Here is a 23,103-nt window from a genome sequence, read left to right as displayed (position 1 = left end):
AGGGTTCAGCAGGCTCCGGGGATCCGGTGCCACATTCGGATCCGCTCGTCAGCGGAAGCGCGCGCCGCCCGGGGTTGGCGAGATGACCCTCGCGCGGCCACAACAACTGCTTGACGCTCCAGAAGAGGGGCATACATACTGTCGGACATTGTGTTCGATTCGGCGGGTGTCGTAGAGAACTTGTCGATCAGGGGGTTAACCATGGACGGTTCGATGCGCGCTGCCGCACAGGTACTCCGGACCAACTTCACCGATGTCGTGGAATCCGGACTGCGAACGTTCGGGCGGGCCGTCGAGCTTGCGGCAACCGTTGTCGGCGGTTCGGTCACCGACACAGTGCGAGGACGGTTCCGCTGGAAGGACGCGCTTCAGCAGGCGTGGTTCCTGGTGACCGTCACCGCGGTACCAGCCGTGCTCATCGCGATTCCCTTCGGAATCATCGTTTCGATCCAGGTCGGAAACCTCATTGAACAATTGGGCGCTGATGCATTGCTAGGAGCCGCAGGTGGTATGGGCGTGATCAAGCAGGGCGCCCCCATGGCGACCGGCTTCCTGCTGGGCGGGGCCGGCGCGGCCGCGATCGCCGCCGATCTCGGTGCACGAACGATTCGCGAGGAGATCGACGCTCTACGAACACTCGGCATCGACCCAGTGCGTCGCCTGGTGGTACCCCGTTTCGTTGCCATGGTCGTCGTAGCCCCGATGCTCAACGTCCTGATCATGGCGGTCGGCATCCTGTCCGGCTATCTAGCGGCAGTCATCGGGCGTGGCGTCACCCCCGGCAGCTACTGGGGAACGTTCGGCGCGTTCGTCACCACGAGCGACATCTGGGTCTCACTCGGAAAGTCGGTCGTCTTCGGGTTCCTCGTCGTGATCATCGCCAGTCAGCGTGGCCTCGAAGCGAAGGGGGGGCCGCGAGGAGTGGCCGACGGCGTCAACGCGTCGGTCGTTCTGTCGGTCGCCTCGATCGTCCTCGCGAACCTCGCGATCACGCAGATTCTTGCGCAGCTGCTGCCCCCGAGGCTGGCGTGATGGCGTCGTCGTACGTGCCCCGTGGTCTCGAGGGTGTCGTCCGTGCCGCTCGTGCGGGTCTGCGCGTCAACCCTGTCGAGTCGCTCGGCTTCACCCTCGTCTTCTGTTGGCGGGTGATCGCGTCGGTTCCATTCACTGTCGTCCACTACCGGCATCAGACGGTGCGCGCGATCACTGACATGACATGGGGTCGCGGATCCGTTTTCGTCGGTGGCGGCACTGTGCCGTTGCTCGCTGTTCTCGGGCTGGCGATGGGTGCACTGATCGGTATCGAGTCCTACACGACCCTGAACATGGTCGGACTCGGCCCGCTCACCGGGATCGTCTCATCGTTCGCAAGCACTCGCGAACTCGCGCCCATCGCCGCCGCAATCGGTTTCGCGGCGCAGGCTGGCTGCAGGATCACTGCCGAGATCGGATCCCAGCGAATCTCCGAGGAGATCGACGCTCTCGAGTCGATGGGACTGAGGTCGCTCCCGTTCGTCGTCACGACACGCGTGGTCGCTGGTGGTGTGGCGATCGTGCCCACCTTCCTCATCACGCTGATTCTCAGCTACTTTGCGTGCCGGTTGCTGACGATCACGGTGCACGGTCAGTCAGGTGGCGTCTATGACCACTACTTCCTGCAGTTCGTCAGCGGACCGGACATCCTCGCCGCCACGGCGAAGGCGGTCGTCTTCGGTGTGGTGGTGATCATGATTCACAGCTACCACGGCTTCTTTGCCTCGGGTGGCCCGGAAGGGGTGGGGTTGGCCTCAGGCAGGGCCGTGCGCGCCAGTTTCGTGGCGATCGTCGCTCTCAACATGCTGATGAGCCTCGCGCTGTGGGGATTCAACGCGACAATCATGTTCACGGGGTGACGACGATGCCAAATTACGCAGTGCCGGGAGTCCCCACGACCCGACCGGAAGCCACGAGGACCGGAGTCGTCGTCGTGGTTCTCGCCGTTGCCATCCTCCTGGTGTGGCTTGGACCGTTGACGTCCGCCGACGACCCGCGCATGCACGTTGTGGTGGAGACGGAGCTGCTCGGCGACGGAGTCGGCGAGGGCACTTCGGTGCGCTCCCGCGGAGTGGACGTCGGAACTGTCGAGGGTGTCACCGCCGCCGGCAATGGGATCGTGACACTGGATCTGGCGCTTGACCGTGATCGCCTGTTCGGGATCGACGACAGTCTTCGCGTCGATTACGCGCCATCGAACCTGTTCGGAATCAGCGGGGTGGAACTGGTGTCCGGACCCGGTGGCGCCGAGCTTCGAGACGGAACGACGATCGACCTGACCGGTCCCCGCGCTGGCGACGTCTACGACGCCACGATGAGTGCGTTACTGCGGCAGTTCTCGAGCATCACAGGTCAGGCTCTGACCCCGCAGCTGACATCGGCCCTGACACAGCTGTCCGCCGGCATCGATTCTTTCGCACCGCTGCTGCGGGCGGGCATCGCTGTCGCCAGCGTGGTCGAAGAGACTCAATGGATGCCAGCCTCGGAACTGGCGGGGGAATATGGCCGCGCTGCTACGGGGCTGGGCGACTTCACGGCCGCCACCATTGGGGTCTTCGACGTGCTGCGATCCAACCAACCGCTGCGTGAGGACCGCGAGCACTTCGACGCCACGGTGGACGCGATCGTGAACGACCTGCTACCTGCCGGCACCGCTCTCGGACTAGCCGGCGAGGACAACCTCACAGGATTCACAAATCTTGTTGTGCCCCTTCTGAATGCGGCGACCGCCTCGGTGTCGACGCCGCAACGGACCTCTGCGGAGCTTGCCGAGCTTCTCCGTCGGCTGAACCGGGGATTCACCGACGGCCCCGCCGGGCCGGTCTTGCAGGCCGAGGTGAACGTCGACACCGCGCCCGGAGTGGCGCACGTGCTGCTCGGACCGCTGGCCTCGATGGCGGCCCCGAAACCTGTGGGGGAGTGACATGTTGCGAACCGGAATGAAACTGGGCATCTTCGGCGTCCTGATCGTGGTCCTTCTCACGGCGGTGATCACCGCCGTGCAGCGACCTGTCGATGGGGACACCGACAGTTACGAGGGCATGTTTACCGATGCCAGTGGCCTTGCGACCGGTGACGACGTCCGAATGTTCGGTGTCGCCGTGGGCAAGGTGGAGTCGGTGGTCCTCGCGGGCAGCCTGGCCCGCGTGCGGTTCACGGTGCTGTCGAACCACTCGGTATTCGACAACTCGACGCTCGCGATCCGCTACCAAAATCTGACCGGTCAAAGGTATCTGGATGTGCAGCAGGCACCCGAGCCTGGGTCGCAGATCGGCCCTGGTACGTCGATCGACACATCACAGACGGTGCCCTCGTTCGACATCACCTCCGTGTTCAACGGGCTTCGACCGGTGTTGAAAGAGCTGTCCCCGGAATCGTTGAATCAGTTGACACGCAGCGTGATCGCAGTCATCGAAGGCGACGGCACCGGCATCGGCCCGGCGATGGATTCAATCGGCCAGTTGAGTGAATACGCGACCGACCGCCAAGTGGTCGTGTCGACGTTGATTCGCAATCTGTCGATCATCTCCGAACAACTCGGAGGTCGGTCCCCTCAGGCCATCGTCCTGCTCACCCAACTCGCCAATCTCTTCGACGAGTTGCAACGCAAGGTAGAAGGCGTCGTCGACTTCGCCCTCACGGCGCCAGCCGTGATGGCGCCGCTGGACAGTCTTTTGGCGAACCTTGGGTTGACGCCGGAGTCGAATCCCGATCTCGATGAACTCGTCCGAACTGTTTTTCCGAACCCAGCCGCGGCCGTGGACTCGCTGCGCAGGCTCCCCGTGGTGCTCCAGTCACTCGACATGCAGGCTGCGACCGGCGGGACAGGTCTCGACCTCGGATGCAGTCGAGGGCCAGCGGAGTTGCCGACGCAGCTTCAGGTCTTGATCTCGGGGCAGCGAGTGGTGGTGTGCCAGTGATGGTTCGACGGCTTCGCGAGCGCCGGTCACGGGAATCGCAGGCAGGTTTCACAGAGCGCCGCGAACTCCGGCGAGGGTTGCTCGGTGTCAGCGTGGTGGTTGCCCTTCTCGGCGCTGCGGGCCTGTTCTCGGTGCTTCCGGTCGGCAAGCACACGTACACGGCTTTCGCGACCGAGGCTCAGTCGATCGCGGTTGGCGACGGGGTGAGAGTCGCCGGAATATCCGTCGGCACGGTCACCGAACTCGAACTCGAACCCGACCACGTGCGGTTGACGTTCACCGTCGACCGTGACGTCTTTGTCGGCCGTGAGTCGAGTCTCGACGTGCGCATGCTGACCATCGTCGGTGGCCACTACATCGCACTGCAGCCGGCTGGCGACCAGCCCTTGGGAGATCAGCCGATACCTGCAGATCGAGTGCGGTTGCCGTACAGCCTCAACCAGGTCTTCCAGGACGCGATCCGCCCATTGGACGCCGTCGACGGCGGCTCGGTCAACGAGTCACTGACACTGTCCGGCGCGGCGCTCGAGGCCGCACCAGACAGTGTGCGACAGGTAGTTGAGGGGCTAACGTCGTTCGCCGACATACTCGACCGCCAGAGCGACCAGGTGTCAGAGGCCCTCGCGGTTGTCGAGGAGTACTCCGGTGCACTGGAGCAGACCAAAGCACAATTGGCGAGATTCGTCGTCAGCGTGAACCAGTTGGAGACGACGGTACTGGACAAGCAGGCCGAGATGCAGTTGGCCGGAACGCTGACAGTGAGCGCCATCCAGCGGATCGAGGGCCTGGAACCCGCGTGGCAAGCGACGGTGAAGCCCCTCGTCCCCGTGTTGAAGGAACTGGCCCCAGAACTTGTCCGCATCAGCGAGAACCTCGACACGATGCTGGCCACAGTCCGGTCGCTCGCGACGCGGACGGACCAGATCCTCGCCACCGATGACCCTGTCATCGACGACTCCGGCACCGTCGTCGTCGCACCTCGCCTGTGTGTACCCGTCCCAGGAAGAAGCTGCTGATGATCCACCGCCTGCTCGGCTCCCGGGCACTCATGTCGATCATCGGAACCGTTGTTCTTGCCCTCGTCGTGATCGTCGGCTTCACCGTCTATTCCGGTCCAGACGCGCGCAGTCTGTCGTACTGCGCGTTGATGCCGGATTCGATCGGACTTCACAAGGACAGCAAGGTAACCATCCGCGGCATCGACGTCGGTGCCGTCACCGCAATCCGTGGCAACGGCGCCACGGTTCGTGTCGACTTCACGGTGGAGGAGAAGCACGCACCGGTGGGCGAGGTGTCGGCGACGACGGTCTCCGACAGCATCGTCGCCGACCGTGATCTCACGGTGTTCAGCGACGGTGCCGGACAGGCGTGGAATCCCGACACATGTATCACCAGTACGTTGACGCCACAGAGCCTCACCACTGCACTGGACGCCGTGGCCCACCTATCGGACGAGCTTCGTGGGACCGAAGTCGGCACCGAGTCGGATCTAGGAGAGTCGCTGCGGGCCCTGGACAATGCGCTGTCGGGTACCGGTGGCGAGGTGAACACGATGATCAACACGCTCGGAGGAGCGCTGGGTTCGGCTGATGTCGACATCGCACGGATCGGCCGGATCATCGATGCGTTGTCGTCGCTCGCAGCGAGTGCGAACCGCGGGTGGACGGACATCCAGGCAATGTTCACCCGGTTCCCCGAGACCTTCGAGGTGCTCGACAACCAGCTGTTCCCGATGGTCGTGGAGTTGGGCGACGCACTAGCGAAGGTGCTCCCGATGTTGAACGAACTGAGTGTGCTGGCCGGAGGATCTGTGAGTAAGGAGCTCGAATCGACGGTTCCATTCCTGCGGTGGGCGGCGGCGAACGTCGACGGTCTGCGTGGTCTCCTGGACATGGTGCCAGGCATCGCGGCCGGGTTCGGGAATGTCACGGACCCTGTCACAGGGCGGGTCTCGATCGGATACGCGGCACCGAAAGTCGCGCTCCGCGGCGACGAGGCGAGCGCTCTGTGCACCGCAGTGAACGCGGCCACTCCCGGCCGCTGCCGGGACGTCGACGGTATACCGACGACGGACCTTGCGCAGTTGGTGCTCGGGGCGGTGACGTCCCGATGAGGCATCCCTCGACGGTGGCGCTATGCGCTCTGTCAGCGGTGGCGGTCACTGTCGCTGGCTGCGGAGTGGACCCGGCGACAGTGCCCGTCCCCGGCACCGGCGTGACGGGCGACACCTACACGGTGCACGTCGAGTTCACCGACGCTTTGAACCTGCCGATGCGCGCCAAGGTGTTCGCGGACGGCGCGCAGATCGGCACCGTGATGGATGTCTCGGTGGTCGACCCGTCGCCCGGACCGGAACCCGAAGCCGGCTACGCCGTTGTCGATCTCGAGTTGCTCGAGTCGGTCAGGCTCCCTGCGACGACCCGAGCGGAACTGCGACAACAGACCATCCTCGGAGACATCCACGTTGCGTTGATGACCAGTGGAGACGACCAATCGGGCGATGCCCTCACCGACGGGGCGACCATTCCTCGCAGCCGGACCCGGCCGACGAATCAGATCGAGGACACCATGGCCGCGCTCGCGCTGTTCGTCAACGGCGGCGCGGTCACCACTTTCCAGGAGATCGTCGACGAGCTGAACTCCGTTCTCCCTGCGGACGCGGCGCAGACGAGGCGGATCTCGGAGAATCTGGCTGCAAATGCGCGGGACCTGGCGTCGAACCAGGACGATCTCGACGTCTTGCTCGACGGGCTCGGCGGCGCGACCCAGCAGGTCGCCGACAAGTCCCCGCTCCTGGCGGACATTCTCACTGACGGTGAGGTGGAACAGCTCGTGGACGCGGTGTCGTCGCTCCTCAGCGCGCTCGGGCTGTTCGGCCGCATCGCCGAGATCAGTCGCGCTCTGTCCTGGCTGGCCCCTGTGCTCACCGCGAGTGACGGCGCAGCGGAGGCGTTCATGCCGTTGGCGTTCGCTGCCCGCCCGTTCAACCTGGACGACCCGTCGAACCTGAAGCTATTAACGGAGCTACTGCGGGACAAAATCCTGCCGTGGTTCCAGTACGGCCCGAAGGTGAATGTGCAGACTGTCACCGTGGGCGACCCGATGTCGACGGACGACCAGGTGGATCAGATCGTCGACACTCTCCGGATGATCGGGGTGGTCCGGTGACCCGCGGGATGTGGTTGTCGCTGGGCGCTATTGCTGCGGTTTTCGTTCTCGGCGCCTCCTATCTGTTCCTCGGCGTGGCGCAGATCGATCCGTTCCGGCGGCATATCACCGTCATGATGGTTCTCGACGATGCCGCCGGTCTCCTTCCAGGGTCACCTGTGCTGGTACGCGGAATCGAGGTAGGGGAGGTGAGTGCCGTCGACGTCGCGCCCGGCGGGGTGCAGGTTATGCTTGCGCTCGACGAGGCTGAACAGGTTCCCGCTCAAAGCTCGGTTCGCGTCGAGAACCTGTCGGCACTTGGCGAAACGTATGTCGACTTCCGTCCGTCGACTACCGACGGGCCGTATCTGATTGACGGTCAGCTCGTCTCATCGGAGTTGATCGACGCCTCGATGTCGATTCCGATGGTGGCGCGGTCGGTCACCGGCTTGCTTAACGAACTCGACCCGACAGTGCTCGCGTCCTTGACGAATACCCTCGACGAATCGCTCGCCGGCACGGGTAGCGTGACACCGAAGCTCCAGCGTTCGGCGGAACTGTTGTCCGCTACGTTGCTGACGCGGCTGCCGGAGATCAGGCAGTTGTCGGTCGACTTGCAGGCGATGGGCGGGAACATGTCGTGGCTGGAACCGTCCGCCCGGGCGTCGTCGCCGCTGTGGACCCTGTTCGCGCAGCGTTTCAGTGAGATCGTCGACTCCCTGGCTCGTGTCTCGAAGGCCGGTGACGCGCCGCGGATGTACGTCGAGGGCGACGGCCTGATACCTCAGCTGGAGCGCGTCACCGACTGGGTCGAGCGGGAGGGGCCGACGCTGGCCGCGATCGCCCCGGTCCTGCAACCCCTGGTCAGCGGTGGGCTGCAGCCGATCGACCTCAGTGCGCTGATAACACAGGCATTGGGCGCGGTCGACGAAGATGGCGCGGTTCGCGTGGAAGTGAACCCGAAATGACGAACGGAGTTTGGTAATGGACAAGACGCCGTCGGCCCTCGACGAGTCGCCGGCCGAGGGGGGCTCCCAGGCAACGCAGCCCGGGCCCGCTACGGTGACCCTCCGGCGGTCCGTGCTGATCTGGGCAGGTGTCGGCGGTGTCGTTCTCGCCGCGGCGGCGGCCGTGTTCGGTTCGCTCTACGTGTCAGAGAGTGGAGCACGGAACGACGACCGCGCTGCCGCAGCGGACCGCGAGCACGCAGAGCAACTCGCCGAGGACTACGCTGTCGGTGCCGCGACCGTGGACTTCCAGGATCTGGACGCGTGGCTGGGCCGACTCAAGGAGGGGACATCGGACGAGCTCGCTGCTCGCTTCGAGGCGACGTCCCCACCCCTACGGGAGATCCTCCTACCTCTGCAGTGGAAGTCGACTGCGAGCCCCATCGCTGCGACCGTCGAGACGGAGGCGGACGGGGTTTACACGGTGAACGCGTTCGTGGATGTGGACTCGACGAGCGTGCAGAACCCGGACAGCGCGCAGTCCACGGTCACCTACTCGGTCACGATCGACCGGAACGCTGGGTGGGAGATCACCGACGTCGGCGGACTTGACGGTGCGATTCCTGGACGGTGAGCGACGCCGCCGACCGGATGGGCCGATCGGCGGCATCGAAGAGGTGGTTTGGTCGCACTACCCGGCGATCCGGTCGGCCCCTGGCCTGACCAGAGGGAGTACGAACTGCGCGGCGGCCCGGTGCGCTCGCGTGGCTTCGGGAACCAAGTTCACGAGTAGTTGGAAGACGTGCATCTGGCCCGGCCACAGTTGCAACTCGCAGCTGGCTCCCGCGCGACGCAGTCGGTCCGCGAGTTCGACTGCGTCGCCGGTGAAGAGCTCGCAGTCGCTAGCCTGGACGAGGACAGGCGGGAGGGCGCTGCCGGGGGTCGGCCGCAGGTCGGGCACCGCGCTCCGGCCGTCGAGGTAGTGGGCGACTGCGGCCCGCGCGACCTTCAGGGACAGCAGGCCGTCGTCGTTCGCCCGGTCCGGGGTGACGAGACCGAGGCCGAGGTCGGTCATCGGGGAGAACAGCACCAGTGCTGCGGGCGGGGTGAGACCTCGATCTGCCCGTGCCAGCATCAATTCGGTCGCGAGGTGACCGCCAGCAGAGTCTCCGGCGACGACGATGCGATCCGCGGCGAAGCCTTGTCGGACAAGCCATTCGAAGGCCGCGTCGATGTCGTCTCCGGCAGCCGGATTGCGGTGTTCCGGCGCCAATCGATAGTCGACGACAAAGACGGGCAACCCGAGTGCCGCGGTCAGCCGTCCCGCGACACCCCGGTAGCCGCGAGGTGACCCGGCGACGAATCCGCCGCCGTGCACGTACAGGACGGCGGCGTCGCTGGAGACGACCGGCGGCCTGGTCCATTCGCCCCGGACCGTTCCTGCGACGACGACCTCCACCGTCGTGCCGTGCACGGGGAACGCCGTCAGGCGCATGACCTGGTCGATCACGACTCGCGCGCGCCGGATCGCCCGGGGGTCGACCTGTGCTCGATCGGCCAGACGCTTGACTGTCGATCGTGAGGCGCCGCGGAGCAGTCGTGAGCGTACGGACGGCCGCAGCGGGACGAGGTTCGAGGTGTAGGAAGGGTAATCGGAGGTCGGGCGTCGCCGCTTCACCGCTCGCGTTCCTCCAGCGTGCGCAGCAGACCCTGTAGGTGCCGGTCGGCGCTCATGCGGTGATCGAGTAGTGGGTTGACTATTCCGCGTAGCCACGAGTACTGCCGCCACCCCGCGGGGGCGATGGTGGTGGGGGCTCGGTTCACCATGCCGTCGACGATCGTCTTGGCGGCCTGCCGTGCCGTGATGCGGCGGCTGAGCGGCCAGGGGAGGAGTCCACCGATCTCCTTGCCGAGGTCGTCGGAGTCGAGCATGTCGTGGGTCATTGCGGTGTCCACGATGCCGAAGTAGGAGACTCCGGCGGTCGCGCCGTGCACTGCGAGTTCCACACGGAGTGCCCTTCCGAACTGTTCGATCGCCGACTTGCTGATCATGTACGGCGATCCGCCCGCGCCTGGGGCGAACGCCGCACATGAGGAGACCACGACGACGTGCCCTCTCTGCTTGATGATGTGGTCGAGGGCGGGGCGGACCGTGTTGTAGACGCCGGTGAGGTTGATGCCGATCACGCGGTCGAAGTCGGCATCGTCCATGGTCCGGATGGTGGACGGAGACGGTGTCACGCCGGCGTTCGCGACAACCGCGTCGAGGCGGCCGAAGTGGGCAACGGTGTCGGCGACTACCTTGGCCATCGCGGACCGGTCCCGGACGTCGGCTACCAGGCCGAGCGCGTTGGGCCCGAGCGTGGCAGCCGCCAGGTCGACGGCGTCCGGGTTCACGTCCACCAACGCGACTGCAGCGCCGCGTCCGACGAGGATCTCGGCGACGCCGAGCCCGATTCCTTGCGCGGCACCTGTGACTAGGACGGTTCGGCCTCGGAGGTCCAGTTGAGTTCGCTGTGGTCGCAAGATGGTCATGGACGAATCCGTTCCGCGTTCAGGGACCGCTGCGCGGCCGCGAGGATGAAGAGAAAGCCGGGGGCGAGCAGCGCGCCGAGCAGGAAGCCGGCCAGTGGACCGACGACGGGTACGTCGATGCGGGTGTCGAGCCGCCAGCGGACGCGGGTTCCCTTCGGGGTCTCCGTCAGGGAAACTGTCGCTCCCCGGTGGGGTAGTCGGGGCCGCGTCTTCTCGACGGTGTAGGAGATTCGGATGGGGCGTGCGAATTCGGTTACCACCTCGTCGAATTCGACGCCGGCGGCGCAGATCGTTCGGCGGGAGCCGACTCCAGACGGTTCGGTGCTGCCGGGCCCAGTCAGGTCGACGCGGGTGATCGGTAGTGCGGCAAGGTAGTTGGTGGCGTCTGCAAGCCAGTCGAAGACGCGGTCGATCGGTGCGTCGAGTGTACGGGCGATGGTAAACGGCATCAGCGGGTACTCACCGTGTAGGCGTCTGAGTCGAACTTCTCCACGCGGCGCTTGTACTCGAAACTCCACCCTGGGTAGAGGCCGGCGTTCTTGCCGTCCGCAGTGTGGTAGTAACTCGTGTCGCAGCCACCGGTGAGCCAGACCGTTCCGTCGCTGCGCCGGTTCATCTCGTCGACGAATCGATCCTGGACGTCGTCTCGGACCTCGACGCGGGTGAGTCCACGGCGCCGCATGGTGCTGACTGCGTCGACGATGTACTTGACCTGGGCCTCAATCATGTAGATCACCGACTGGTTGCCTACGGCACCGAATGCGCCGAGTGTGTTGAAAAAGTTGGGGAACCCGGCCACGGCCATGCCGAGATAGCTCTGCGGGGCCTTGCGGTACAGGTCTGCGTAGGTGATTCCGTTCACGCCCTGGATCCGCTCGTAGACGGCGGGGGGAACCTGGAACCCGGTGCCGTAGACGATGGTGTCCACCTCATGCTCGATGCCATCGCGGGTGACGACCGAGTGCGGACGGATCTCCGCGATGCCGGTGGTGACGACGTCGACGTTCTCGCGGGTGAGCGCCGGGAGGTACTCATCGGAGAAGATCGCGCGCTTGCAGCCGATCATGTAGTCCGGCGTCAGTGTCTTGCGCAGTTCGGGGTCGCGGACCTGGCGACGCAGCTGGTAGCGGCCCATCAGCTCGTAGGGGAAGCGGAACTTGTTGCTGACGAAGCCGACCAACCCGAACCCTTCGATCACACCGTAGAAGAGCGCGCGCATCGCCTTGCCGACGAGCGGAATGCGGCGAATCAACTGGCGCTCGAACCGGGAGGTGATCCGATCCATCCGGGGGATGATCCATGGCGCGGACCGCTGGAAGACCAACAGCCGCCGCGCCGTCTTCTGCAGTTCGGGGACGAACTGGACGGCCGAGGCCCCGGTCCCGATGACGGCGATCCGATCGCCCGTCGGGTCGTACGAGTGGTCCCAGTGCAGCGAGTGGAACGCGGTGCCGGTGAAGGTGTCCCGGCCCGGGATGTCGGGGTACTTGGCCTCGCCGTATACGCCAGCGGCGGTGACAACCACACGTGCAGTGACGGTGCCGGCACTCGTCTCGAGCGTCCACATCCGATCGGCTTCGTTCCACTGCGCGCCGAGCATCTCGACCTCGTACCAGATGTGCCGTTTCACATCGTAACGGTCGGCAACCTGGTGCAGGTAGGCGAGGATCTCCTCCTGTTTGCCGTAGGTCCGGGTCCAGTCCGGGTTCTGTGCGAACGAGTAGCTGTAGAGCTGTGACGGGACGTCGCAGGCGCAGCCAGGGTAGGTGTTGTCGCGCCAGGTGCCACCGAGAGCGGCGGCACGCTCGAGGATCACGAAGTCGTCGATCCCCGCTTCGCGGAGTTTGACGGCCATCGCGATGCCGCCGAAGCCAGCGCCAATGACGACGATCTCGTGGTCGGCTGCGGTCACATTCTGATCAGGCATCGGTGTCCTTGGGTGTCGAGCCGGTGGTGTCGAGGCGGGGGTCCGCGCCTCACTGGAAACGTATGTTTCCAGTACTGTTGGCATTGAGTCAAGAGTGCGATGGCCGTGAACTGCGATACCTGGGAGGGTGAAGGCATGGAGAGTCCCACTGTCTGGCGTGGTAGCACCCTGGGCGAGCGTGCGCAGGATCGCCGCGAGCAGTTCATAGCAGCGGGCTTTCGGCTGATCGGCGCGGACGGCACAGGGGCGGCCGCCGTGCGCGCCCTGTGCCGCGAGGCCGAATTGAGCGCGAAGTACTTCTACGAGACCTTCGACAGTCGTGGCGATCTCGTCATCGCGGTCTATGACCGGGTGGTCGGGGAGCTCGTCGAGGTGATCGGTGCCGCTGACATCCATGGCAAGTTGCCCGAGCGCCTGCGTATCACGTTCATGGCGGCGGCGGCGTACTTCGAGGAGGATCCGCGGCGCGCCCGCATTCTCTTCCGGGAGACGCTCGTTGACGACGTTCTCCGCGACCACGCTGTGGCGGCGATCCCGGTATTCGTGCTCCACGTCGCGCAGGTGGTGTGGCGGGACGGCGGCAGCGCGGGCCTCGCCGACCCGGACAAGCTCGGCCTCGTCGTCAGCTCATTGTCCGGGGCGCTGGTGATGGTCTTCCTGAACTGGCTCGAGGGTCGGATTTCCGCGACGGCCGATGAGGTCGCGGATCACTGCACCGACCTCGTGCTCGCCCTGCACGAGTTGGGGACCCGTACGCGCGGCTGATTCGCAGACTTGTTGACGCGGCGCCAATAGGCTGTCTATATTTGGCGCGGCGTCAACAGAGTGGACGTGAGGGTCGGTGCGGGGTAGGGGGCCGTGCCGGCGGCGACCGCTGATCCTCCTGTTACAGGCGAGATTTCGACTCCTTGTTGACGCCGTCAACGTCCACCTTGCGTTGTTTCGAGGAGTGGCCCCATGACAACCGATCCGACTTCAGCCGTCCCCATGCCGAATCCCGGGCAGGGCTCACTGACATCGCGCGAGCCCGCCACCGGCGAGATCGTCGCCGTGTTCCCGGTGCAGTCCGCACGGGATGTCACCGAGGTCGTCGATTCTGCGCGTGCAGCAGCGTCGTGGTGGAGCGTTCAATCGGTCAACGAGCGCAGCAGGCACCTCGAACGCTGGCGCCGCCACATCTGGCGGCGTCGGCGTGAACTCGCCGATCTGATCCACCGGGAGAACGGCAAGCCCGTGGACGACGCCATCGTCGAGATCGGGTTGACCGTCGAGCACATTCGCTGGGCGGAGCGTCACGCGAAACAGGTCCTCGCTTCGCGCCGGGTGTCGCCGGGGATTCTGCTGGCGAACTTCGCTGCTCGGGTCGATCACGAGCCGCTTGGGGTGGTCGGTGTGATCTCGCCGTGGAACTATCCGCTCTATGCCGCGAACAGTTCGACGGCCTTCGCTCTCGCTGCGGGCAATACGGTGGTGATTAAGCCGAGTGAGTACACCCCGGCCGTTGCCGACTGGTACGCCCGGGCGTTCGGATTCGCGAATCCCGCTGCGCCGACGGGCATTGTCACGGTGGTGACAGGTTACGGCGACACCGGTGCCGCGCTGTGCAGATCCGGGGTCGACAAGATCGCGTTCACCGGGTCCACCGCGACCGGTCGCGCTGTGATGGGGGCATGCGCGGAGACGGTGACGCCGACGGTGCTCGAACTAGGCGGAAAGGACGCCGCGATCGTGGCCGAGGACGCGGACCTCACCGAGGCCGCGAAGGCTATCGCATGGGGTGCCTTCACCAACGCCGGTCAGACCTGTGTCGGAGTCGAACGCGTCTACGTGGTGCGCTCTGTCGCTGACCGGTTGCTCGACCTTCTCATCTCAGAACTGCGCGGCGTCCGCGTCGGCACCACCTACGGTGCGATGACGATGCCGAAGCAGATCGACACCGTGCAGCGGCACCTTGCGGACGCCGTCGCAGTAGGCGGCGAGGTTGTGTTCGGAGGTATCGAGACCCCGCGCACCGATGGATTCCTCGACCCGGTCCTGCTCGCGAACGTTCCCGAGTCGTGTTCGGCAATGCGCGAGGAGACCTTCGGCCCTGTCCTCACAGTCAGGACGGTGGAGTCGATCGACGAGGCAGTCGAACTCGCGAACACTGGTGACTACGGTCTCAGCGCCTCGGTGTTTGCAGGTGAGCAGCGCGAGAAGATCGCGCGCCGCCTCGACGCCGGCCAGGTCTCCATCAACTCCGTTGTCGCGTTCGCGGGCATGGGTGCAGTACCGATGGGCGGAACGAAGGGCAGTGGCTTCGGTCGCCTGCACGGCCGCGAGGGACTGCTCGAATTCGTCCGGCCGAGGGCAGTGGTGCGTAAACGCTTCCGCATACCGGGTTTCGAGCCGATCACCTTGCACCGACAGCGTCACGTGGTACCCCTGACCGCCCTCGTTCTCAGCCTGCGCCACGGCGGGCTCCGCCGCCGGTAACCGACTCCGTCACAGCAGAACATGTCGCCGAAGGATCTGCTCGGCGCGTCCATCTTCACCCGCAGCGAATCGATGCGGGTCCCAGCAAGGAGGCAGAGTTGTCGGACAGCTTGTGCACGCACTTCCAGCGGCGCGTCGCCCGGAACGGCCACCAACCCGCCGTTCGCAATGCGGACGGCACCGTCGCGTACACCTGGGCGCAGTACGGTGCCCAGGTCCGTGAGCTCGCCGCCGGACTCGTCGCACTCGGCGTACGGAGCGGTGACACCGTCGGCATCATGCTGACCAACCGCCCTGAGTTTCACCTCGTCGACGCCGCGGTGATGCACCTCGGCGCCGTCGGGTTTTCGATCTACAACACAAGCAGCGTGAACCAAATCGCCTACCTGCTCGGCAACGCTGCGCCACGAGTTCTGGTGACCGAATCCCAGTTCCTGGAACGGATTCGAGAGGCAACCACAGACCGTGCGATCTCGACGGTCTGTGTTGACGCGACCGAACCGGACACGATCGGCCTGGACGAGATGATCGCCAGCGCCGATCCCGGCTTCGACTTCGACGCGGCATGGCAGTCGATCGGCCGCGACGATGTCCTGACACTCATCTACACGAGCGGCACGACCGGAAATCCGAAGGGTGTCGAGCTCACCCACGGAAACCTGCTGTACCAACTGGGGGTCGTCGAAGAGATCATCGGCGACCTCACCGCCGGTCGAGTCGTCTCATACCTGCCGGACGCGCACCTGATCAACCGGTGGCTGTGCCAGTACGCCCCCATGTACTTCGGCATGTCCGTGGTCGACGTCGAGAACCCGAAGACACTCATCGACGTGCTGCCCCAGGTGCGGCCGACGGCGTTCGCCGCGGTGCCGATGCTCTGGTACAAGATCAAGGGCAGCGTCGAAACCACACTGGCCGCCGAGTCCGGCATCAAGGGTGCCCTGGCGCGATGGGCGGTCGCAGCGGGTCGGAAGAAGGCGAAGGCGACCATCGCCGGCACGCCGCTCGGACGAGTTGACACGCTTGCCGCCACGCTTGCGGACAAACTGGTGCTCTCCAAGCTGCGAGCGAAGCTCGGGTTGGACGCCATCGATTCGGCCGTGTCCGGGGCCGCCCCGATCGACGTCGCGGCGCTGGAGTTCATGCTCGCCCTCGGAATCCCGGTGATGGAGGCCTGGGGTATGTCCGAGACCTCCGCCGTCACCACCGTGAACCCCGCCGCGCGGCCGAAGTACGGCACTGTCGGCAAAGCCATTCCCGGTACCGACGTGAAACTTGCGGAAGATGGAGAAATCCTCGTCCGCGGCGACGGCGTGATGCGCGGCTACCGAAACGATCCCGACCGGACGGCCGAGGTCCTCGACGGCGCCGGGTGGATCCACACCGGCGACGTCGGGCTGCTCGACAACGAGGGCTACCTGACGATCATCGACCGCAAGAAGGAACTGATCATCAACTCCGGCGGAAAGAACATGTCGCCGAGCAACATCGAGGGAGCGCTCAAAGCAGCGAGCCCACTCGTCGGCTCCGTCGCCGCGATCGGCGACAACCGACCCTATGTCACCGCGTTGATCACCCTCGACCCCGACGCGGCCGCGGCGTTCGCCGACCGCCACGGCATCGCCGACCCGACACCGGACACCCTCGCGAAGCATCCTGAGGTCCTCGCCGCGCTCGACGAAGCCGTCACAACGGCCAACGGACGACTCTCGCGCGTCGAAGGCATCCGTCGGTGGAAGGTGCTGCCGACCTTCTGGTTGCCCGGCGGCGACGAACTCACCCCGACCATGAAACTGCGCCGAGTACCCATCCGAGACAAGTACGCCGCAGACATCGCCGCGCTCTACGAACGCTGAACGCCAACAGCGCATCTCCACCACATCCTCGAGAGGAACCCCAGTCATGTCGCTGGACCATTTGACGACCGAACTTGACGATCTCACCGCACTCGCCCGCGACTTCTTCACCAAGGAGGTCGCACCCCGGCGCGAGGAGTTCGCCGAATCCGGGCAACCCGACCGCGCGCTCTACCGCAGGGCCGGTGAACTCGGCCTGCTCTGCATGTCCGTGCCGGAGGAGTACGGCGGCGGCGGCGCCACCTTCGCGCACGAAGCGGTGCTGTTCCGCGAGCAGGTCCGCGGCGGAGAAATGTCGATGCAGCTCGGCGTGCACACCGGCATCGTCCCGCACTACATTCTCGCCTACGCCAACGAAGAGCAGAAGCGACGCTGGCTGCCGAAGCTCGCCAGCGGTGAGTGGATCGGCGCGATCGCGATGACGGAGCCGGGAACCGGCTCCGACCTCCAGGCGATCACCACCCAGGCCGTCCGCGACGGCGACGACTACGTGATCTCCGGTGCCAAAACGTTCATCTCCAACGGCGCCACCTGCGACCTGATCATCATCGCGGTCAAGACCGACCCCAAGCAGGGCGCATCCGGGATCTCGCTGCTCGCCGCCGAGGTGGGCGACGAGACCCCGGGCTTCGTCCGCGGCCGCAAGCTCAAGAAGATCGGCCAGAAGGGCCAGGACACCACCGAGCTGTTCTTCGACGGACTCCGGGTACCGGCCGCGAACCTGCTCGGGACCGCCGAGGGGCAGGGCTTCATCCAACTGATGCAACAACTGCCCCAGGAACGCCTCATCGTCGGCGTGGCGGCACTCGGCGCGGTCGAGTCGGCATACGAGCACACACTCGCCTACGTCCGGGAACGTCACGCGTTCGGCAAACCGCTGTTCGCCCTGCAGAACACCCGCTTCGAACTCGCGGAGATCACCACGACCCTCGAGGTCATGCGAACCTTCGTCGACGATGCCATCGAGCGGCACCTGCGCGGCGAACTCGACGTCAAACGCGCCGCAATGATCAAGCTCTGGTGCTCCGACCGGCAGACCGAGGTCATCGACCGATGCCTGCAGCTGCACGGCGGCTACGGCTACATGGAGGAGTTCCCCATCGCCCGCCTCTTCGTCGACGGCCGCATCGCCCGCATCTACGCCGGCGCCAACGAGGTCATGAAAGACCTCATCGCCCGATTCCTCTGACCCCGAACGCACTGGAGCAGAACATGACCCACGCCTTCATCTACGAGGCCATCCGCACCCCGCGAGGCCGCGGAAAGAAGACCGGCGCACTGCACGGCGTCAAGCCGATCGACCTCGGCGTCGGACTCGTCCACGAGTTGCTCGCCCGTCACCCGCAGCTCGACCCAGCGACCATCGACGACATCGTCTTCGGTGTCGTCTCCCCGGTCGGCGACCAAGGCGCCGACATCGCCAAGACCATCGCCCTGCGCGCCGGACTCCCCGATTCCGTCGGCGGCGTCCAGCTCAACCGCTTCTGCGGTTCCGGACTCGAAGCGGTCAACACCGCCGCGCAGAAGGTCGTCTCCGGATGGGACGATCTCGTCCTCGCCGGCGGCGTCGAATCGATGTCCCGCATCCCGCTCGGCACGGACGGCGGCGCCTGGCCGATGGACCCGATCACCAACTACGAGACCTACTTCATCCCGCAGGGTGTCGCGGCCGACCTGATCGCCACCATCAACGGCTTCACCCGCGACGACGTCGACGCCTACGCGGTGCGCTCGCAGCAGCGGGCCGCGGCCGCGATCACCGGCGGCTACTTCGCCAAGTCGATCGCGCCGGTCCGTGACGTCAACGGTGCAGTGGTGCTCGACCACGATGAACTTGTCCGCGGCAACACCACCGCGGAAGCACTTGCAGGACTCAAGCCGTCGTTCGCCGACATGGGCAAGCTCGGCGGCTTCGACGCCGTCGCCCTGCAGAAGTACCACTGGGTCGAGAAGATCGACCACGTCCACCACGCCGGCAACTCGTCCGGTATCGCCGACGGCTCCGCGCTGGTGCTCGTCGGCAGCGAGGCCGCGGGCGAGGCCGCCGGACTGACGCCGCGGGCGCGCATCGTCGCGACCGCCACCAGCAGCGCCGACTCCACGATCATGCTGACCGGTCCCGTCCCGGCGACCGAGAAGGTGCTGGCCAAGGCCGGACTCACGGTCGACGACATCGACCTGTTCGAGCTGAACGAGGCGTTCGCGTCCGTCGTCCTGAACTACCAGCAGCACTTCGGCATAGCCGACGACGTCATCAACGTCAACGGAGGTGCGATCGCGATGGGCCACCCGCTCGGCGCCACCGGAGCGATGCTGACCGGAACCATGGTCGACGAGCTCGAGCGTCGCGGCGCCCGCCGCGCCCTGATCACCCTCTGCATCGGCGGCGGCATGGGCGTCGCCACCATCATCGAGCGGGTCTGAGGAGAACCGTCATGACCAACAACCACACCGACGTCATTCGCTGGGAGCAGGACGCCGACGGCGTCGTCACGGTCACCATCGACGATCCCGGCCAGCCCACCAACACCATGACCGACTCGATGGCAGTCGCACTCCGGTTGATCGTCGAACGCCTCGAGGACGAGAAGGACCGCATCACCGGTGTCGTCGTCACCTCGGGCAAGGACACGTTCTTCGCTGGCGGCGACCTGAACAAGCTGATGAACGCCGGTCCCGCCGACTCCGCCGAGATCGCTGCCGGGCTCGATCATTTCAAGGAGTCGTTCCGCCGCCTCGAGACCCTCGGCCGGCCCGTCGTCGCCGCGATCAACGGCACCGCGCTCGGCGGCGGCTTCGAGGTCGCGCTCGCCACGCACCACCGGATCGCCCTGGACAAGAAGGGCAGCCTGCTCGGCCTGCCCGAGGTCACCCTCGGCGTCCTGCCCGGCGCCGGCGGCGTCACCCGCGTCGTCCGCATGCTCGGCGTGACCCCCGCGATCCTGAACGTCGTCGGCCAGGGCCAACGGATGAATCCGTCGAAGGCGCTGAAGGTCGGCATCGTCGACGAGGTCGTCGCCACGGCCGACGAGATGCTCGCCCGCGCGAAGGCGTGGATCGCCGAGAACCCCGATGCTGCGCAGCCCTGGGACCGCAAGGGCTACAGAATCCCTGGTGGGGCCCCGAGCTCACCCGCCCTCGCCGCCCACCTGCCCGCTGTGCCGGCCAATGTACGCAAGCAGCTCAAGGGTGCACCGATGCCGGCCCCGATCGCCGTGGTCGCCACCGCGGTTGAGGGTGCACAGGTGGACATCGACACCGCCTTCGCCATCGAGACCCGCTACTGCACGAACCTGATCTGCGGCCAGGTGTCGGCGAACATGATCAAGGCACTGTTCTTCGACCTCAATGCCGTGAACAAGGGCCAGACCCGGCCCACTGACTACCCGGAGCGCCGCGCCGAGAAGGTCGCCGTCCTCGGCGCCGGCATGATGGGCGCGGCAATCGCCTATGTGGCTGCGCTATCTGGTGCTGAAGTGGTTCTGCGGGACATCACCATGGATGCGGCCGAGCGCGGTAAGGACTACTCCCGACGTTTGCTCGACGCGTCCGTGGCCAAGGGGCGTATCGACGAGGTCAAGCGCGACGCTGTTCTCGGCCGGATCCTCGCAACAGACAACATCGCCGACGTCAAGGATGCCGACCTCGTCGTCGAGGCGGTGTTCGAAGATGTCGAGCTGAAGAAGAAGGTCCTCGCCGAGGTCGCCGCCAACGTAGGCAACGACGACGTGCTACTTGCCTCGAACACCTCAGCCCTGCCGATTGGCGAGATGGCCTCCGCCGTCGACCGCCCGGACAACGTGATCGGTCTCCACTTCTTCTCCCCTGTCGACAAGATGCCGCTCGTCGAGGTCGTCGTCGGCGAGAGCACCTCCGACGAGGCACTGGCCCGCGCACTCGACTTCGTCAAGCAGATTCGCAAGACACCCATCGTCGTCAAGGACGTGTACGGCTTCTACGCGAACCGCGTCATCGCCAAGTTCGTGGACGAGGCGCTGTCCCTCGTCGCAGAAGGCATGCATCCGGCGAGCGCCGAACAGGCCGCGCTGCAGGCCGGATTCCCTGCTGGCGCACTGACACTCTTCGACGAGATCAACATGAAGACCATCGCGAAGATCCGCGCCGGATTCATCGCCGACGCGAAGTCCCGTGGCATCCCGTTCGTACCCAGCGCCTCTTACCCGCTCGTCGACCGGATGCTCGAGGAGTTCGACCGACCGGGGCGACTCGAGGGCCGCGGCTTCTACGAGTACGACGGGCCGGCGGGCAAGCGGCTGGGTCTGTGGCCGCGAATAGCCGAGGACTACCACCGCCCGTTCGTCGACATCCCGTTCGACGACGCCAAGGAGCGGATGCTCGTCGCCGCAGCGATCGAGGCCTACCAGTGCTACGACGAGGGTGTGATCACCACCGTCGCTGAGGCGAACATCGGCTCCATCATGGGGATTGGATTTCCCGCCTGGACGGGAGGCGCGCTGCAGTACATCAACCAATACAATGGTGGTCTCGCCGGATTCGTTGCCCGCGCCGATCAACTTCGGGAACGCTACGGCGACCGGTTCGTGGTCGCAGGTTCGCTACGTGCGTCGGCTGCGAGAGGCGAGCGGCTGCTGTGACAGCATTGACGCCATGACGACCAACCTCGAACCTCGGTGGCGACGCCTGGAGCCGGATGAGCGGCGGTCTGCGATCCTGACTGCCGCCATCCGGGTCTTCGGTGAGCAACCCTACGGGTCCGTCCAGATGGCGGCGGTCGCCAAAGAGGCCGGTGTCGCCCGAGGGCTGCTCCACCACTACTTCGGGACCAAACGAGACCTGTACCTCGAAGTCGTGCGTGCGATGATGTTCGTCCCGATGCTCGACGACGTGGACCTCCCTGAGGGGACGCTGCGCGAGCGGGTGACCGCGTCCGTCGACTGGCTGATGAAGGTTCTGGCGGCCCACGGTCGGACCTGGCTCGCGGTCGGCGTTGATGGGGGAGGCAACGACCCTGAACTGCGGGCGATCCTCGACGAGGCCGACAACCAAGCGGCCGATCGGGTTCTCGAGGCGATCGGGTTCACGGGCACCGGGAGCGCGCGGGTCACCGCACTGGCGACCATCCGTGCGTACGGCGGGATGGTGAAGGCCGCAGTGCGGGAATGGGTGGACCACGAGACCCTCACACAGGATCAGGTGCGGGAGGTTCTCAGCGAGACGCTGGTAGTTCTGGGCGAGCGAATCGTCCGCTAACCGCGACGGGTGGGGGTTGAGGGGAGTGTCGGCCCCCACCCGCCGACGGTCAGCCCTGACGGCAGGCCGCGGCCGCGGCTACCGTCTCCGTGTCCACCAGTCGGTCGGTCGGAACGGGTGTGTCGTACTCCAGGTTGCCCTGGGCCATCGTCCACTCCTGCAGCTCCTCGACGTACGTGTCAGCGCCGTCCATGCTGAGGGTTGGATCAAACGTCAACGGAACACCCTCGCGCAGCGACGCCTCGTCCTGGTCGAGTGCCGCCGCGAGCAACCGCACCGTTTCCGGGTTCCCGCGGTAGTTGCCTTGCAGATACTTCTCGGACACGTCCCCGACCACCATCATGAACCGCTTGAGAACCTCGGGGCGGTCACCGAGCGACGGGCCGGCGAGCAGTGCGCTGCCGTTCACGCCCGGCTCGTACGTCCCGAGCAAACGGAGGTTCTCGTCCTTCGCTGCCATCCGCTCGAACGGCTGCGACAGCCACGCCGCCGCCACCGCGCCGTTCTCCAGTGACGCAAGCGAATCCGCGCCGCTGAGCACCGTCCACTTTACGTCGTCAAGGGTCATGCCCTGTTCAGTCAACGACTTCTCGAGCAGCTTGGCACCCGCGCCGGTCCCGGCCGGCGCGACAGGCGTCGCGATCAGCTGACCCTTCAGACCTGACAGGTCGAGTTCGTCACCTGTCCCCACGTACCGGATGTTCGCCCAGTATCCGGGCAGCTCCTCCGTCTCTTCCGTCGACGGCAGCTCGTACAACGGCATCACCCACCGCAGGTTCATCCCGCTGTTGGCCATGTTGAAGTTGGCGGTACTGAACGACGTCATCTGCCCGTCGAGTCTGCGTTGCGCGATCTGGGGAAGGGCGTCCGCGGTGGGCAGCGGCTCGATCTTGACATCCAGGTTCGCCTCATCGAACGCTCCGCTTTCGATCGCGAGCAGCACAGGCGCCATTCCCTCGATCAGTTGCCCGGCGGCGAGCGTCACCGATTCGCGAGCCGACGACGTGGGGCATGCCTCGGACGAGCCACCT

The 23,103-nt window shown here is 65.8% G+C and carries 21 protein-coding genes; 16 read left to right on the top strand and 5 right to left on the bottom strand.

The window, feature by feature from the left end:
- Positions 1-213: 213 nt before the first annotated feature.
- The 9 genes from NVV99_RS22500 (at position 214) to NVV99_RS22460 (ending at position 8,681) form a co-directional block, all read left to right on the top strand.
- Positions 214-1,032 (top strand): ABC transporter permease, encoded by an 819-nt coding sequence (locus NVV99_RS22500; protein WP_231912076.1) that lies wholly within the window; start codon positions 214-216, stop codon positions 1,030-1,032.
- Positions 1,029-1,892, top strand: coding sequence for an ABC transporter permease (locus tag NVV99_RS22495; RefSeq protein ID WP_156665294.1), 864 nt, complete (start codon positions 1,029-1,031; stop codon positions 1,890-1,892). Before NVV99_RS22500 ends, NVV99_RS22495 begins: the two co-directional genes overlap by 4 nt.
- A 74-nt stretch (positions 1,893-1,966) precedes the next feature.
- The gene (locus NVV99_RS22490; RefSeq protein ID WP_082899731.1) at positions 1,967-2,956 is read left to right on the top strand and encodes an MlaD family protein; all 990 of its coding nucleotides are present in this window, start codon (positions 1,967-1,969) and stop codon (positions 2,954-2,956) included.
- 1 nt (position 2,957) lies between these two features.
- A complete protein-coding gene (locus tag NVV99_RS22485) occupies positions 2,958-3,953 on the top strand; it encodes an MlaD family protein (RefSeq protein ID WP_064257006.1) in 996 nt (331 codons plus the stop codon).
- Complete coding sequence (locus NVV99_RS22480; protein ID WP_082899730.1) at positions 3,875-4,969, top strand: MlaD family protein; 1,095 nt, start codon at positions 3,875-3,877, stop codon at positions 4,967-4,969. Before NVV99_RS22485 ends, NVV99_RS22480 begins: the two co-directional genes overlap by 79 nt.
- Positions 4,969-6,066, top strand: a complete 1,098-nt coding sequence (locus NVV99_RS22475; protein ID WP_064257022.1) for an MlaD family protein — start codon at positions 4,969-4,971, stop codon at positions 6,064-6,066. Before NVV99_RS22480 ends, NVV99_RS22475 begins: the two co-directional genes overlap by 1 nt.
- A gap of 65 nt (positions 6,067-6,131) precedes the next feature.
- Positions 6,132-7,121, top strand: coding sequence for an MlaD family protein (locus NVV99_RS22470; protein WP_231912075.1), 990 nt, complete (start codon positions 6,132-6,134; stop codon positions 7,119-7,121).
- On the top strand, positions 7,118-8,068 hold the full coding sequence (locus tag NVV99_RS22465; protein WP_082899729.1) for an MlaD family protein: 951 nt from the start codon (positions 7,118-7,120) through the stop codon (positions 8,066-8,068). Before NVV99_RS22470 ends, NVV99_RS22465 begins: the two co-directional genes overlap by 4 nt.
- Before the next feature lie 16 nt (positions 8,069-8,084).
- On the top strand, positions 8,085-8,681 hold the full coding sequence (locus NVV99_RS22460) for a hypothetical protein (protein WP_064257003.1): 597 nt from the start codon (positions 8,085-8,087) through the stop codon (positions 8,679-8,681).
- A gap of 57 nt (positions 8,682-8,738) precedes the next feature.
- Here NVV99_RS22460 and NVV99_RS22455 read toward each other — a convergent pair whose 3' ends face one another.
- The 4 genes from NVV99_RS22455 to NVV99_RS22440 are packed head-to-tail and all read right to left on the bottom strand — an operon-like array spanning position 8,739 to position 12,509.
- Entirely contained in the window at positions 8,739-9,725 is a 987-nt protein-coding gene (locus tag NVV99_RS22455) for an alpha/beta hydrolase (RefSeq protein ID WP_082921083.1), read from the bottom strand.
- Entirely contained in the window at positions 9,722-10,582 is an 861-nt protein-coding gene (locus tag NVV99_RS22450; RefSeq protein ID WP_064257002.1) for a short-chain dehydrogenase/reductase, read from the bottom strand. Before NVV99_RS22450 ends, NVV99_RS22455 begins: the two co-directional genes overlap by 4 nt.
- Positions 10,579-11,031: an SRPBCC family protein gene (locus NVV99_RS22445; protein WP_064257001.1), complete on the bottom strand. Its 453-nt coding sequence runs from the start codon at positions 11,029-11,031 to the stop codon at positions 10,579-10,581. Before NVV99_RS22445 ends, NVV99_RS22450 begins: the two co-directional genes overlap by 4 nt.
- Positions 11,031-12,509, bottom strand: coding sequence for an NAD(P)/FAD-dependent oxidoreductase (locus NVV99_RS22440; protein ID WP_064257000.1), 1,479 nt, complete (start codon positions 12,507-12,509; stop codon positions 11,031-11,033). The genes NVV99_RS22445 and NVV99_RS22440 overlap by 1 nt, the downstream gene beginning before the upstream one ends.
- Before the next feature lie 105 nt (positions 12,510-12,614).
- Here NVV99_RS22440 and NVV99_RS22435 point away from each other — a divergent pair, with 105 nt between their 5' ends.
- The 7 genes from NVV99_RS22435 (at position 12,615) to NVV99_RS22405 (ending at position 22,072) form a co-directional block, all read left to right on the top strand.
- The gene (locus tag NVV99_RS22435; protein WP_219130578.1) at positions 12,615-13,274 is read left to right on the top strand and encodes a TetR/AcrR family transcriptional regulator; all 660 of its coding nucleotides are present in this window, start codon (positions 12,615-12,617) and stop codon (positions 13,272-13,274) included.
- A 192-nt stretch (positions 13,275-13,466) separates the two neighbouring features.
- Positions 13,467-14,984 (top strand): aldehyde dehydrogenase family protein, encoded by a 1,518-nt coding sequence (locus NVV99_RS22430; RefSeq protein ID WP_082899726.1) that lies wholly within the window; start codon positions 13,467-13,469, stop codon positions 14,982-14,984.
- Positions 14,985-15,082: 98 nt separating this feature from the next.
- Positions 15,083-16,840: a long-chain fatty acid--CoA ligase gene (locus NVV99_RS22425; RefSeq protein ID WP_064256998.1), complete on the top strand. Its 1,758-nt coding sequence runs from the start codon at positions 15,083-15,085 to the stop codon at positions 16,838-16,840.
- A gap of 46 nt (positions 16,841-16,886) precedes the next feature.
- Positions 16,887-18,029 carry an acyl-CoA dehydrogenase family protein gene (locus tag NVV99_RS22420; RefSeq protein WP_064256997.1) on the top strand — a complete coding sequence of 381 codons (1,143 nt, stop codon included), beginning with the start codon at positions 16,887-16,889 and terminating at the stop codon, positions 18,027-18,029.
- Positions 18,030-18,052: 23 nt separating this feature from the next.
- Positions 18,053-19,264, top strand: a complete 1,212-nt coding sequence (locus tag NVV99_RS22415) for an acetyl-CoA C-acetyltransferase (RefSeq protein WP_064256996.1) — start codon at positions 18,053-18,055, stop codon at positions 19,262-19,264.
- 11 nt (positions 19,265-19,275) lie between these two features.
- Positions 19,276-21,456 carry a 3-hydroxyacyl-CoA dehydrogenase NAD-binding domain-containing protein gene (locus NVV99_RS22410; RefSeq protein ID WP_064256995.1) on the top strand — a complete coding sequence of 727 codons (2,181 nt, stop codon included), beginning with the start codon at positions 19,276-19,278 and terminating at the stop codon, positions 21,454-21,456.
- Positions 21,457-21,469: 13 nt separating this feature from the next.
- Positions 21,470-22,072 carry a TetR/AcrR family transcriptional regulator gene (locus NVV99_RS22405; RefSeq protein ID WP_064256994.1) on the top strand — a complete coding sequence of 201 codons (603 nt, stop codon included), beginning with the start codon at positions 21,470-21,472 and terminating at the stop codon, positions 22,070-22,072.
- Positions 22,073-22,121: 49 nt separating this feature from the next.
- Here NVV99_RS22405 and NVV99_RS22400 read toward each other — a convergent pair whose 3' ends face one another.
- A complete protein-coding gene (locus NVV99_RS22400) occupies positions 22,122-23,057 on the bottom strand; it encodes an ABC transporter substrate-binding protein (RefSeq protein WP_064256993.1) in 936 nt (311 codons plus the stop codon).
- Positions 23,058-23,103 lie beyond the last annotated feature (46 nt).

This window comes from Rhodococcus sp. PAE-6 (genome assembly GCF_025290685.1).
Taxonomy (GTDB): Bacteria; Actinomycetota; Actinomycetes; order Mycobacteriales; family Mycobacteriaceae; genus Rhodococcus; species Rhodococcus pyridinivorans.
The sequence above is the reverse complement of the archived record's forward strand: the minus strand, read 5'-3'. Positions and strand labels throughout refer to the sequence as shown.

Bases quoted from the DNA above. Each gene is read 5' to 3' on its own strand.
- NVV99_RS22500 (WP_231912076.1), top strand. From the start codon at position 214: ATGCGCGCTGCCGCACAGGTACTCCGGACCAACTTCACCGATGTCGTG.
- NVV99_RS22485 (WP_064257006.1), top strand. From the start codon at position 2,958: ATGTTGCGAACCGGAATGAAACTGGGCATCTTCGGCGTCCTGATCGTG.
- NVV99_RS22480 (WP_082899730.1), top strand. From the start codon at position 3,875: ATGCAGTCGAGGGCCAGCGGAGTTGCCGACGCAGCTTCAGGTCTTGAT.
- NVV99_RS22475 (WP_064257022.1), top strand. From the start codon at position 4,969: ATGATCCACCGCCTGCTCGGCTCCCGGGCACTCATGTCGATCATCGGA.
- NVV99_RS22460 (WP_064257003.1), top strand. From the start codon at position 8,085: ATGGACAAGACGCCGTCGGCCCTCGACGAGTCGCCGGCCGAGGGGGGC.
- NVV99_RS22450 (WP_064257002.1), bottom strand. From the start codon at position 10,582: ATGACCATCTTGCGACCACAGCGAACTCAACTGGACCTCCGAGGCCGA.
- NVV99_RS22445 (WP_064257001.1), bottom strand. From the start codon at position 11,031: ATGCCGTTTACCATCGCCCGTACACTCGACGCACCGATCGACCGCGTC.
- NVV99_RS22440 (WP_064257000.1), bottom strand. From the start codon at position 12,509: ATGCCTGATCAGAATGTGACCGCAGCCGACCACGAGATCGTCGTCATT.
- NVV99_RS22430 (WP_082899726.1), top strand. From the start codon at position 13,467: ATGACAACCGATCCGACTTCAGCCGTCCCCATGCCGAATCCCGGGCAG.
- NVV99_RS22420 (WP_064256997.1), top strand. From the start codon at position 16,887: ATGTCGCTGGACCATTTGACGACCGAACTTGACGATCTCACCGCACTC.
- NVV99_RS22415 (WP_064256996.1), top strand. From the start codon at position 18,053: ATGACCCACGCCTTCATCTACGAGGCCATCCGCACCCCGCGAGGCCGC.
- NVV99_RS22410 (WP_064256995.1), top strand. From the start codon at position 19,276: ATGACCAACAACCACACCGACGTCATTCGCTGGGAGCAGGACGCCGAC.
- NVV99_RS22405 (WP_064256994.1), top strand. From the start codon at position 21,470: ATGACGACCAACCTCGAACCTCGGTGGCGACGCCTGGAGCCGGATGAG.